General features: G+C 68.5%; 9 protein-coding genes. 2 read left to right on the forward strand and 7 right to left on the reverse strand.

Features of this window, described 5'->3' with window-relative positions; all coding sequences use genetic code 11:
- Positions 1 to 483 precede the first annotated feature (483 nt).
- The gene (locus GA0115254_RS06270) at positions 484 to 4,398 is read left to right on the forward strand and encodes a metallophosphoesterase (RefSeq protein ID WP_107451303.1); all 3,915 of its coding nucleotides are present in this window, start codon (positions 484 to 486) and stop codon (positions 4,396 to 4,398) included.
- A gap of 117 nt (positions 4,399 to 4,515) precedes the next feature.
- The gene (locus GA0115254_RS06275; protein WP_093894286.1) at positions 4,516 to 5,712 is read left to right on the forward strand and encodes a HupE/UreJ family protein; all 1,197 of its coding nucleotides are present in this window, start codon (positions 4,516 to 4,518) and stop codon (positions 5,710 to 5,712) included.
- A 266-nt stretch (positions 5,713 to 5,978) separates the two neighbouring features.
- On the opposite strand, the gene GA0115254_RS06280 is transcribed toward GA0115254_RS06275, so the two are convergent.
- The 7 genes from GA0115254_RS06280 to GA0115254_RS06310 form a co-directional block, all read right to left on the reverse strand.
- Positions 5,979 to 6,743, reverse strand: a complete 765-nt coding sequence (locus GA0115254_RS06280) for an ABC transporter ATP-binding protein (RefSeq protein WP_093894287.1) — start codon at positions 6,741 to 6,743, stop codon at positions 5,979 to 5,981.
- Positions 6,740 to 7,540, reverse strand: coding sequence for an ATP-binding cassette domain-containing protein (locus tag GA0115254_RS06285; RefSeq protein ID WP_093894288.1), 801 nt, complete (start codon positions 7,538 to 7,540; stop codon positions 6,740 to 6,742). The genes GA0115254_RS06280 and GA0115254_RS06285 overlap by 4 nt, the downstream gene beginning before the upstream one ends.
- On the reverse strand, positions 7,537 to 8,364 hold the full coding sequence (locus GA0115254_RS06290) for an ABC transporter permease (RefSeq protein ID WP_093894289.1): 828 nt from the start codon (positions 8,362 to 8,364) through the stop codon (positions 7,537 to 7,539). Before GA0115254_RS06290 ends, GA0115254_RS06285 begins: the two co-directional genes overlap by 4 nt.
- The gene (locus tag GA0115254_RS06295) at positions 8,361 to 9,326 is read right to left on the reverse strand and encodes an ABC transporter permease (RefSeq protein WP_093894290.1); all 966 of its coding nucleotides are present in this window, start codon (positions 9,324 to 9,326) and stop codon (positions 8,361 to 8,363) included. The genes GA0115254_RS06290 and GA0115254_RS06295 overlap by 4 nt, the downstream gene beginning before the upstream one ends.
- Complete coding sequence (locus GA0115254_RS06300) at positions 9,326 to 10,843, reverse strand: ABC transporter substrate-binding protein (RefSeq protein WP_093894291.1); 1,518 nt, start codon at positions 10,841 to 10,843, stop codon at positions 9,326 to 9,328. The genes GA0115254_RS06295 and GA0115254_RS06300 overlap by 1 nt, the downstream gene beginning before the upstream one ends.
- A 54-nt stretch (positions 10,844 to 10,897) precedes the next feature.
- On the reverse strand, positions 10,898 to 11,632 hold the full coding sequence (locus tag GA0115254_RS06305; protein ID WP_093894292.1) for a DUF1684 domain-containing protein: 735 nt from the start codon (positions 11,630 to 11,632) through the stop codon (positions 10,898 to 10,900).
- A gap of 523 nt (positions 11,633 to 12,155) precedes the next feature.
- Positions 12,156 to 12,389, reverse strand: a complete 234-nt coding sequence (locus GA0115254_RS06310; RefSeq protein WP_176740002.1) for a hypothetical protein — start codon at positions 12,387 to 12,389, stop codon at positions 12,156 to 12,158.
- Positions 12,390 to 12,410 lie beyond the last annotated feature (21 nt).

The following is a 12,410-nucleotide window of genomic DNA, read 5'->3' on the forward strand; positions in this document are numbered from 1 at the left end:
TGTGGCAGGCAGCCCGGCGAGGTTCGATGCAACAACCCGGTTCCTCCGGCCGCCAACCGCCGGGCGGCGCAGGGACGCCACGCGAGCACCGGCCCTGGCCGGCCCCGCGGCAATGGCACAACCGATTCCTTGCGTGATTGCGCACGCGGTCAGCCGCCCGGGACGGGGCTGGAGTTTCAGCGGGCCGAAGTCGTCCCGGCTGTGGACGACCCCTGGGCTCGCCATGTGGGGTATGCCCTGGGGTCGACGTTTGTGCAGCTGTTCCGGCCGTGGCCGCGGCCGTTGACGGGGATCCTTCCGCTGATGGTTCACGGGTGATCCGACTCCGTTCACCTGCGCTGCCCAGGATTCGCCATGGGCATGTCGTACATCTTCACGGCGTGCCCTTCACCCTGCAGCGATCAGGAAGGACGGCTGCTGATGCGGCCAGCAGAGCGGCGAACACGGCCGGGTGGCAGATCGGGTGGACGACGGCTCGCGGGGGTGGCTCTCACCGCGCTGCTCCTCGTGAGCGGCAACCTGACGACGGCGTACGCCGATACCGGTGCGGAGCAGCACACACCAGGGCGGAGCGGGTCGGCGGTCGGCACGAGCCTGCCGGTCCTCACCCCGGGCGACGGGGCGTATCTGGAGGGCACGGAGAAGGCCGCGGCGACGCCGACGCTCGCCGGTGACTCCGTGACGGGGCTCGCGGTCGACGGGAAGGCGATCGACGCCGAGAGGACGGTCGGGGTGTCCCGGCTCGGCTTCGACGTCGGGTCGAACTCGACGGAGGCCCGCTACCACAACTACGTGCTCGTCAACGGCGAGTACCGGGCCGACATCGGTGACCTCGTCAACGAGCGGGGCACGATCGAGATCCCGAACCAGCACCTGGTCAAGGGCGAGAACAAGATCGAGATCCTGGCCGGCAAGGTCGACAGCTCGTGCGGCACCAATTACGACGACTTCGTCCTGTCCGACATCAGCCTGGACCTGCTCGGCGAGGTCGCGGACGGCGAGGAGAACGAGTACACCTACTCCTTCGGCGACGGCAGCTGCGGTTCCAACACCTCGCTGCTGACGAAGGCCACACTCAGCTTCTTCGTACTGGGCGACCCGCAGGGCACCACCGGCCTCCAAGCCGACCTGGACACGACGAAGTTCGCCAACGGCGAGCACGCCCTCACCACCAGGACCGTCTCGGGCAAGACGGTCAAGAACACCGTGACGGTGAACAACGCCCCGGCGGGCGCCCCCCGGCTGCTGCCCAAGGACGGCACGCTGGTGAAGGGCCGGCAACCGGTTTTCGCCAACTTCCCGGCGGGCGCCGAGGGCGACGTCGAGTCGCTGACCGTGGACGGTGACACGCCCGTCACCGATCCGCACCTCGGCAACGGCGCGGCGACCTTCTCCTTCGACGTCGGGTCGAACTCGATCGACGACCGGAACGACAACTACCTGCTCGTCAACGGCAAGCGCATCGACCTGGGCGGCACCTGGGTGAGTCAGCGGGTCGACATAGCGATCCCGGCGCGCCACCTGGTGCCCGGCGACAACACCATCACGGTCGTCACCGGCTCGTACAAGGAGAGCTGCGGCAACAACCGCGACGACTTCGACATAGCGCGGCTCGCCCTCGCCCTCGACGGCGCGACCGTCACGGGCCAGGACATCGCGGACTCGTACGCCATGGGCGACGGCACCTGCGGCAACAGCGACACCCGCCTGCGCGAGGTGGAACTCCACTACACGATCGACGCCCAGGCCGTCCGAGTTTCCGACACCCTCGGATTCGGCAACGCGACCCTCGGCTTCACCGTGGGCAGCAACTCGATCGAGGCCCGATACCGGAACCACATCCTGGTGAACGGTCAGAAGCACGTGCTGGACAGCGACTTCGTCAGCCAACACGTCGGCCTGACCTTCCCGAACGAGTGGCTGGTCCCCGGCTGGAACACGGTCGATTTCGTCGCCGGTACGTATCCGACCTCGTGCGGGGACAACCGCGACGACTTCGCCGTCTCCGACATCACCCTCACCCCGGCGAACGGCACCGCCACCGGCCGGATGCTCAAGGGCTCGTACAGCTTCGGCGACGGCAACTGCGGCGACAACGTCAATCCGCTGACCGAGGTCGACCTGGAGTTCTTCGTCGAGGGTCCGGCCCAGGGCCTCCGTGCCGATCTCGACACCACGAAGATCGACGACGGAAAGCACACCCTGGCCGCGACATCGAAGACCGGCAGGACCGCGACCCGCGTCCTGGTCACCGACAACTCGGCGCCCCAGGTTTCTGCCAGCACCCCCGCCGCCGGCCGGCGGATCACCGCGTCGGTCGTCCTCGACGTCCGGCTGGGAGACCTCTCCGGCGTGGCGGACGGCCCCGATGTGAAGCTCGACGGGAAACCGATCCAGCTCGGCGCCCCCGTGGGCCCCGGTCTGTCCGCCGGCGAGCACACGCTGTCGGTGTCCGGCACCGACAGCGTCGGCAACAGAGGCACCCGCGAAGTGAAGTTCACCTCCGCCGGTATCCCGGACACCCCCGCCGACCTCACCCCGAAGTCCGGTACGACCGACGCGGGCAGCAATGTCGAACTGTCGGCGAAGGTGGCCGAGCCCGACGGCGGCACGGTGAGCGCCACCTTCTCCGAGGCCGAGATCCTCACTCCCGACCAGGTGTACGTGGGAACGGCCACGTCCGTTCCCACGACGCTCAAGGTCAAGGGCGAGAAGAAGGTGAAGGCCGACGGCCTCGCACCCGCCGACGGCAGGACGCTCGACGCGCCGGCCGCCGAGGATGTCACGTACCAGCGGTTCGACGTCCAGGTGAAGGGCCATGTCGACGCGCCGGTGCTGCGCTGGGAGGGCGTCCTCGACCCCGAGCGGCTCGCCGCGCTGCGCGTGTGGAACACCGGGACGAAGCAATGGGATGTCCTGACCAGCGCCCGCGGCGCCGCCGACAGCGACACCGTCCTGACCGCCGTCGTCGACCGGAAATACGTCGACCGGCAGCAGGTCCACGTCATGGTGACTGGCGAGGACCCGTTCGCCGACGACATCGACGCCGGTGACCCGAACGGGTTCGCCGACCCCGACTCGTACGACTTCTCGATCGTCCACTACACCGACACGCAGTACCTCTCCGAGGGTGCGGTGGAGCAGGAGACGCCCCAGGAGCGCGCGGTCTGGGAGAAGGCGTACGGAGACGTCTCGCGCTGGATCGCGGACAACAAGGACAAGCGCAAGATCGCGTACGTCGCCCATACCGGCGACATCATCGAGAGCAACATCCGCAAGCCCGCCGACGAAGCCACCCGGCGCCAGGTCACCGGCGAGCTGGAGGTGTCATCGAAGCAGCAGAGGATCCTGGACGACGCGGGCGTGCCGAACGGTGTGATCGCGGGCAACCACGACAACCAGTCCGGCACCGAGAACGGTCCGGACGCGATCTACAACCAGTACTACGGGCCCGAGCGCTACCAGGCGCTCTCGAAGGGCTGGGAGCACGCCGAGTACGGAGGCCCCTGGCGCCAGGGCGACAACCAGAACCACTACGACCTGTTCTCCGCCGGCGGCCTCGACTTCGTCGTGGTCGGCCTGTCCTACGGGGTGACGCGCGAGGAAGCCGAATGGGCCGACTCCGTCTTCAAACGCTACCCCGACCGCAACGGCATCCTGCTCTCGCACGACTACCTCGCCCCGAGCAGCAACCCCGACGGACGCGGCGCCCAGTTCTCCGCGCCGGACGGCTCGATGCTGTACAAGACGGTGGTCCAGGACAACCCCAACGTGTTCCTGATCCTCGCCGGTCATGAGCACGGCGTCGGCACCAACGTGAAGCCGAGGATCGGCGAGGTCGGTCACGACGTCGTCGAGCTGCTCGCGGACTACCAGTTCTACACGGTGTCCGCGGACCGGCTCGGGCTCACCGAGATCGGCGGCTACCGGCCCGACGACCAGCTGCAGTTCGGCGCGAGCTTCTTCCGCATGCTCCAGTTCGACGTCGACCGGTCCGAGCTGACCGTGGACACCTACTCCCCGCTGCTCGACGAGTTCGGCGCCACCGAGTACGACACGAACCACCGTTACGACGGCACCGAGGACAACATGGTCCTCCCGATCGACCTCAGTACCCGCAAGACGACCTTCAAGACCGATTCGCTGGCGCTCTACAACCCTGTGAGCGTCATCGGGAAGACCGAGGCCGGCTCCGGTGAGGTCGCCTCGGTGACCTGGAAGGGACTCAAGCCCGGTACGACCCACGCGTGGTTCGTCACGGCACGCTCCACCGGCGGCGGCGTGACCGCCTCCGCGCCGAGCGCCTTCGTGACCAAGGACGCCCACGGCCGGCCCGGCACCTGGGGACCGGACGTGCCCGCCTACCCGTGGTTCACGTCGTCCGCCGACCGGCGGTGACCGGATGACCCGCCGGTAGCACCTGTCCGGCACCCACGCCCGCCGTCCTGGACCCGAGCGGTCCGGGACGGCGGGCCCACCACTGCCCGGCCCTTGACAACGAGAACCGAGACATCCATGCGCCCTGCCCCCTTGCCCCTGCCGGCGCCCCTGCCCTCCTCCTGGCTGTCCCGGCTCCGACGGCGCCGGCTGCCCGCCGCACTCCTCACCACCGTCGCGGCCCTGGTGACCGTGCTCGCCGCCGGCCTCGCCCACCCGGCCCCCGCCGCCGCGCACGACGCGACCTCGACCGCGTACGTCGAGGTGGAGGGCGCCGGAGCCCGCGTCGAGGCGACCCTCGACCTCGAATACGACCTGCTCATGAAGTCGGCCTGGCTGTACGCCGAGGCGTACGAGGCGAAGGGCCGCGTGGAGCAGCTGCGCCAGCTCGACACCCATGCCGAAGCGGTGACCGCGTACGTCACCGGACGCTTCGCCGTCACCCGTGACGGCACCTCCTGCACGCCCCGCCGCGTCGGCGACGCGGACATCCGCACCCGCGGCACCCGGCCGTTCGCCGTCCTCACCCTGGCGTACGACTGCACGGGCGGTGCCGACGGCACCTACACCATCTCCAGCGCCCTGTTCCCCGACGCGGAGAGCTTCGTCCACAGCACGGAGACGATCGTCCACTACGACATCGACGGGCAGCGGGGCTCCCAGGTGCTGTCCGCCGCCGAGCCCGCCCTGGAAACCGGCGGACACCACGAGTCGCACCAGATCGTGGAGTTCTTCCTGCTCGGCACCGAACACCTGCTGTTCGGCCTGGACCACATCCTCTTCCTGCTGTCGCTGCTCATCGGCGCCCGCGGCCTGCGCGACATCGTCCTCACGGCGACCGCCTTCACGGCCGCGCACAGCGTCACGTTCCTGCTGGCGGCCACGGGCGTGGTGAACGTGCCGGGATCGATCGTGGAGCCGGTCATCGCGGCCTCCATCGCCGTCGTGGCGCTCGCGGGCGTCGTCCTTCGCGACCGGGAGGGGAGCGGACGCCGGCGGCTGCCGGCCGTCTTCCTGTTCGGCCTCGTCCACGGTCTGGGCTTCGCGGGCGCGCTCGGCATCGATGAGAGCTGGTCCTGGGAGCTGCTGCTGTCGCTGCTGAGCTTCAACGTCGGCATCGAGGCGGTGCAGTTGGGCATCATCGCCGCAGTGTTCCCGCTGTTGGTCCTCCTTCGCCGGACCCCCGCACACCGCTGGGCCCTGCCCGCGATGACCGCGCCCATCGTGATCGTCAGCCTGTACTGGTTCTGGGACCGGGTAGCAGTCGCGGCGTGAGCCGAGTGTATTGATCAGGAGCGTTGTCGAAACCGGTGGCCCTTGAACATGGTCAAGGCTCCCGATGCGGTGGAGTTGTCCAGGAGCACACCGCACGGAGGCCTTCGTGTCCCACCGCTTTTCCCGCGCGACCGTTCACGGCAGACGGCATCCGTTGACCGCGTGGGTTCAGGCCGGCCCGTTTCGAACTCGCCGACCGCGACCGCCTGCTCGATACGGACCCGGACATCGAAGTGATCGAATCGCCAAAGGCTCGCATCCGCCGGTCAAGCGGGCAGTCGCGGCACGCTCTCGACGAGGCGACGCGTGTACGGGTGCGCGGGAGCGCCCAGTACCTGTGCGGTCTCGCCCTGTTCGACGATGTGGCCGCTCTCCAGGACGGCGGTGCGTTCGCACAGCGAGGCGACCACCGACAGGTCGTGGGAGACCATGACGAGAGTCAGGCCCTGCTCCTGCTTCAACTCGTTGAGCAGGTCGACCACCTTGACACGAGTGGTGACATCGAGTGCGCTGACGGGCTCGTCGGCGAGCAGCACTCGCGGGTCGCACACGGTCGCGCGGGCTATCGCGATGCGCTGGCGCTGGCCGCCGGAGAACTCGTGCGGATAGCGCTCAGCGGCGTCGGCCGGGAGTCCGACCCTCTCCAGGGCGTCGGCCACCTTGGGCCCGGCCGTGCTCCTGCTGTCGATGCCGAGGGAGCGCAGCGGCTCGGACACGATGCTGCCGACGCGCTGACGCGGGTCCAGGGACGAGTACGGGTCCTGGAAGACACACTGCACACTGCGCCTGAAACGCCGCATCTGCTCACTGCTGCGCGGTTTCAGCTCCTCGCCGTCGAACCGGACGGTGCCGGTGGTAGCCCGGGCGAGCCCGAGCAGCAGCCGCAGCAGAGTCGTCTTGCCCGCGCCGGATTCGCCCACGAGGGCGAGGCTCTGCCCGGTCTCGACGGTGAGGGAGATGTCCTCGACGACGGGCGCGGCGTGTCCTCGGTAGCTGAAGGAGGCTTCGTTCAGCTCCAGTACGGGCGTCATCGCGTGCTCCTCAGGTCCAGAGCTGATTCCAGCTGCCGCGCGCTTTCCACCAGCGCCTTGGTGTATTGCTCACGCGGGGTGCGCACGATCTCGCGGACGTCGCCCTCCTCGACGGCGCGGCCGTCCTTCATGACCAGAACGCGATCGGTGACCTTCGCGACGACCGCGAGGTCGTGGCTGACGAAGAGGACGGCCATGTCCCGTTCCCGCACGAGGGTGTCGAGCAGGTCGAGCATGTCGGACTGCACGGTGACGTCGAGGGCGGTGGTCGGCTCGTCCGCGATGAGCAGCTTCGGGTCGCAGGCCAGTGCCATGGCGAGTGCGACGCGCTGGCGCTGGCCGCCGGAGATTTCGTGCGGGAAGGCGCGGGCGATGCGGTCGGGCTCGGGTAGCTGCACCTGCTCCAGAGCTGCTGCGACAGCCCGCTTCAGTCCGGCGCCCTTCAGCCCTTGCCTTCTGCTCAGCGGTTCGGCGATCTGCCTGCCGACGCGCATCAGCGGGTCGAGCGCGGTGAGCGGCTCCTGGAAGACGATGGCGGCGTCCCGGCCGCGCACTCCCGTGAGCTGTTTCTCGCTCGCGCCCACGATCTGGGTGCCGGCGAGCTCGGCGCTGCCGGTGACCGTCATCCCGTCGGGCAGCAGGCCGAGCACGGCGAGGGTGGTCAGCGACTTCCCCGAGCCCGACTCTCCGATGAGGCCCAGGCGTTCGCCGGGGGCCATGGTCAGCGAGAGGCGGTCGACGAGGATGCGCCCGTCAGCCGTACGGATCGTGAGGTCGCGTACGTCGAGAATGTTCATGCGCGCCTCCGCCGGGCCGCGGGGTCGAGGGTGTCGCGCAGTCCGTCGGCGATGAGGTTCACGCCGATGACGAGCAGGACGAGAAGTATGCCGGGGGCCAGCGCCCCTGCCGGGGCCGTCGTGAAGGTGACCTGCGCCTCCTGGAGCATGCGGCCCCACGAGGCGTTGGGCGGCGGCGCTCCCAGACCCAGATAGGACAGGCCGGCCTCGGCCAGCACCGCGAGCCCGAACTGGAGGGCCAGGTTCACCACGAGCGTCGGCCAGATGTTGGGCAGTACGTGCCCGGCCACGATCCGCGGCCACGACGTGCCCGAGGTGCGCGCGGCCGTGATGTAGTCCTGTGCCAGGACCCGCTTGACCAGGATCCGCACCAGCCGTGCCACGACCGCGCTCTGCGCGAGGCCGATCGCCAGCACGGCGGACCCCAGCGTGGCCGAGCGGGCGGCGACGATGAGCATGGCCAGCAGCAGCGTCGGGAAAGCGATCAGGATGTCGAGGAACGCGGAAAGCGTGTCGTCGAGCCATCCCTGCGCGAACGCGGCCAGCACACCCAGCGTGCCACCGAGGGCGGCCGCGATGAGGACCGATCCCAGGCCCGCCTCGAAGGCGATACGGGAGCCGGTCATCAGCTGGGTGAAGAGATCGCGGCCGAGCTTGTCGGTGCCGAGGAGGTGGCCCGCACCGGGGCCCGTGAGCCGTCCGCCGGACGTGTCGTCGGCGGTGTACGGGAGCCAGAAGAGCGAGACCAGCGCAAGCACGGCGATCAGGCCGGCCAGGACGCATCCGACGGTCAACGTGTACGAGCGCTTCGGCGACTGCTTCATCGGGCACCTCCCGAGAGCCTGCCGCGCAGCCGCGGATCGATGATCCGCTGTGCGAAGTCGGCGGTGAAGCCGATGATCAGCACCGCGAGCGTGGAGACGAACAGCACGCCCTGGATCACCGGATAGTCGTGCTGCGCGATGCCGGTCGCGAGCAGCGAGCCGAGACCCGGCAGCGCATACACGGACTCCACGACGACCGCGCCCAGCAGCGTGGACGCCAGTTCGATGCCGAGGATCGAGATCACCGGCACGGAGGCGTTGCGCAGCCCGTGCCGCCACATGGCCTGTCCGAACGATGAGCCCATGGCTCGCGCGGTGCGCAGGTAGTCGCTGCCCAGTACGTCGAGTGCGGCCGACCTGACGTAGCGGATCAGCGAGGCGCTCATCACGAGCGCGATGGTGATGACGGGCAGGGCGAGTGAGCGGATCGCCTCCGCCGGCTGTGACCAGCCGTCCTGGGGGAAGCCGCCCGCGGGAAGCCAGCCGGCGTTCAGGGCGAAGACGGCTATGAGGATCATGCCGAGCCAGAACACGGGTACGGCGATGCCCAGTTGGGACACTCCGTTGAGCAGCGCGCCGTACCAGGTCCGGCGCCGGTGCGCGGCCACGAAGCCGACCGGAACGGCGATGAGCACTGCCAGGACGAACGCGGCCAGGGTGAGCGGGATGGTGACGTTCAGCCGAGAGGCGATCTCGGGCCCGACCGGCAGCGAGCTCACGAACGACGTACCGAGGTCCCCACTCGCCAACTGCCCGATCCAGTGGATGAACTGCTCCGGCAGCGGCTTGTCGGAGCCGATGGAGTGCCGGGCCGCCGCGATCTGCTCGGGGCTGGCGCCCACCGAGGTGAGCGCGTTGGCGGGGTCGCCCGGCAGCATCCGCAGCAGGGCGAACAGGACCACGCTCGCGAGCGCCAGCGAAACCAACAGGAAGGCGAGACGGCGCAGGAGATACCGGCCCATCAGCCCTTCTTGATGTCGTAGGCGAAGAACTGGGAGTTGAGACCGTTGACCGGGTAGCCGGACAGCTTGCTGTTGGCCACGACGATCTGCGGGTACAGGTACAGCCAGTCGCTGGCCGCGTCCTCGGCGGTCTTGCGGTTGACCTTCTTCAGGAGTTCGGTCTGCTCGGAGGTGCTGGACGCCTGCTCGGCCTCCTCGACCCACCGGGTGACCTGCTTGTTGTCGTAGCCCCAGTAGAAGTCGGGGTTGCCGTACCAGACCAGGTCGCGGTCGTTGACGTGCTCCTGGAGCGTGGCCGTGAAGTCGTGGTTCTTGTAGACCTTCGTGTACCACTCGTCCGGCGTGATCGTGTTGATCTTGACGGTGATGCCGACCTTGGCGAGCTGCGACTTGATGAAGGTCGCCGCGGTGGGGTGCGGGTCGTAGTTCGGGGTGTCGAGCGTGAAGGAGAAGCCCTTCGCGTATCCCGCCTCGGCGAGCAGCTTCTTGGCCCGCGCGGTGTCGTAGGCGTTGACCTCGGTGAGGTCCTCGTACCACGGGTCGGTGGGCGGCACCATGGAGCCGATGGGCTTGCCGTAGCCGCCCCAGACGGACTCCAGCAGCTTCTTGTCGTCGATGGCCGAGGAGACGGCCTGGCGGACCTTGACGTCCGTGAACGGCTTGGCCTTGTCGTTGAAGGCGAGCAGCAGCTTGGTCGTCGAGTTGCCGTCGTTGACCTTGTAGTTCTGATTGCTCTTGAACTGGTCGAGGGCATCGGGCGACTGCTCGCTCGTGACGACATCCACTGCGTTGGTCAGCAGCGCGTTGTTCAGCGCCGTGGCGTCCTTGTAGTAGTGGAAGACGACCTGCTTGTTGCTGGCCGCGTCACCCCAGTAGCCGGCGAAGCGGGCGAGGCTGAGAGCGGAGCCGCGGGTCCACTTGTCCAGCGTGTACGGGCCTGTGCCGTCCTCGGTCGTCTTGAGGCCCTTCGCGTCGGAGTTGATGATCCACACGTAGGAGAGGTTGTAGACGAAGGAGATCGACTTCTTCGACAGCCGGACCTGCACCGTGTGCGGATCGGGCGTCTCGACGGATTTGATGACCTCGAGATTGCTCTTGCGCGCGGACTGCGAGTCCTTCGCGATCACCTTTTCGAGGCTGTACTTGACGTCCTGACTGGTGAGCTTCTTGCCACTGTGGAACTTCACACCGTCGCGCAGGGTGAAGGTGTACGTGAGTCCGTCGCCGCTGACCTTGTAGTCCTGGGCGAGCAGATTCTCGACCTTGCCGTTGTCGGTGAGCTTGAACAGCCCCTCGTACACATTGCCGTTGAGTGCCTCGGTGACGCCCTGGCCGCCGCCCGCGGTGTTGTCGAGATTCTGCGGCTCGTAGAGCGAACCGATGTTGACTGTGGCGTTCTTGTCGTGCGCCCCGCCGGCGGCGCCGCCCGCGTTGGACCCCCCGCCGCAGGCTGTGAGGGTCAGGGCAAGGGCGGCGGCGGTGGCTCCGCCGTACAGGGAAGTCTTCTTGATGCTCATGAGGAGTACGCGCTTTCGTGCTGCGAGGCGGGGGAGTGCGGGGTTGAATCAGTGCTACGCGGCGAAGCCGTCCCGGAAGACGGGCCGCTTCTCTCCGGCCTCTACGGGCAGGTGGAAACGGTTCTGCCGCGGCGGCATCGGACAGTTGTACTGGTCGGAGAATCCGCAGGGCGGCACGAAGGCACGGTTGAAGTCGAGCAGCACGCGGCCCTCGCCGGTGTGAGTGACGAAGAGGAAGCGCCCGGCACCGTAGGTGATGTCGCCGTTGGTGGGGTCGCCGAAGACGAGCAGCAGGGTGCCGTCGTCGTCGAAGGCGCTCAGTGTGTACTCCCGGCCGTCCAGGGTGAGCTCGATGTCACCCGGCACGACGAGGTCACGGGTGCCGCCGTTGTCCCGGATGTGCTCGAACCCGACGCGCCTGGCACCCGGCACCGGGGTGTACGAGGCCTCCAGCACCCAGGCCGGGTCGTACGGGAAGACATCGGTGCGATCGAACTTCTGGATCGCGGGGGACTGCGCGTCCCAGAAACGGAGACCGTACTCGGGCTCGCCGGTGACGAAGTCGGTGCGCTCCACTGTGGTGACAGTCACAGAATCCGGCTGTCCGGCACGGGCCGCAGCGAGATCGGGGCGCTCGCCGGCCGGGGCCCAGCGGGTCTCGACGAGGGCGAGATTCCCGGCGGCCGAGGTGACGGAGCGCCGCCGCTCGGCGCGCCATGCCTCCCAGTCCCCGGCGGGGTCGGACGGCTGGTCGGGCACTACAGCGGCGTGGGACACGGCATTACTCATTCACGTAGACGTACGTCGGCTGTCACGCCTCGAATGTCACGCTGCGTGAACTTCAACCCAAAGGACCTTCTTTATCTTTCATAAGGCGAGCTAATGTCAAATTTGGCTGAATAGTGAGACCGGGGCGGGGTCGGTGGCCCGAGCCGGCCGCTGGTGGCCAGGCGGCAGCGCTCGGCCGAGCCGTGTGAAATCGGGCCGCGGCCTGCGCAGCAAGGGCCCGCTGAGCGCTCGCCCTCCTTCTTGTGGCGACGGAGCTCAGCTGGTGGAGTGCACGCACATACGAGCGGCTTCCTGACCTTCTGGCCGGGCTGAACCCGGTGTGCGTGGCGCGAGGCCTACCGGGGCGATGAACCGGCAGTCATGTCGGCGGCGATGACGTCAGGAGCCCGGCCGATTCCGGCATCGTCGCGATGGAGCTGGAGCGCAGCTCGACCGCTGCACAAGAAGACCGGGCGTGCGGAGGGCTGGACAGTCGATTCCCGATGGCGTCGCAGCCTGTGGCGATGTGGGCGTGACCTACCGGCTACGGAGCCGAGAGCGTCAGCGCCTCCTCCGGTTTCGCGAGCGTTGCCGCGTGACCGAAGAGGCTGGGCATACCGCCCGAATGCAGGAAGACCGTGCGCTGCCCAGGTAACACGTCGCCGCCCTCGACCGCCGCGATCAAGCCGGCCATCGCGCGTCCGGTGTGGATCGGGTCGAGCACGATGCCTTCGGTGCGGGCGGTCAGGATGAGGGCGGCCGAGGCGGCTGCGGTCAATGTGCCGTATCCGTCGCCGAC

This window comes from Streptomyces sp. Ncost-T10-10d (assembly GCF_900091955.1).
Lineage (GTDB): Bacteria > Actinomycetota > Actinomycetes > Streptomycetales > Streptomycetaceae > Streptomyces.

Excerpts from the sequence above, each read along its gene's own strand:
- GA0115254_RS06275 (WP_093894286.1), top strand. The coding sequence starts at position 4,516 with ATGCGCCCTGCCCCCTTGCCCCTGCCGGCGCCCCTGCCCTCCTCCTGG.
- GA0115254_RS06305 (WP_093894292.1), bottom strand. The coding sequence starts at position 11,632 with ATGAGTAATGCCGTGTCCCACGCCGCTGTAGTGCCCGACCAGCCGTCC.
- GA0115254_RS06295 (WP_093894290.1), bottom strand. The coding sequence starts at position 9,326 with ATGGGCCGGTATCTCCTGCGCCGTCTCGCCTTCCTGTTGGTTTCGCTG.
- GA0115254_RS06285 (WP_093894288.1), bottom strand. The coding sequence starts at position 7,540 with ATGAACATTCTCGACGTACGCGACCTCACGATCCGTACGGCTGACGGG.
- GA0115254_RS06290 (WP_093894289.1), bottom strand. The coding sequence starts at position 8,364 with ATGAAGCAGTCGCCGAAGCGCTCGTACACGTTGACCGTCGGATGCGTC.
- GA0115254_RS06300 (WP_093894291.1), bottom strand. The coding sequence starts at position 10,843 with ATGAGCATCAAGAAGACTTCCCTGTACGGCGGAGCCACCGCCGCCGCC.
- GA0115254_RS06280 (WP_093894287.1), bottom strand. The coding sequence starts at position 6,743 with ATGACGCCCGTACTGGAGCTGAACGAAGCCTCCTTCAGCTACCGAGGA.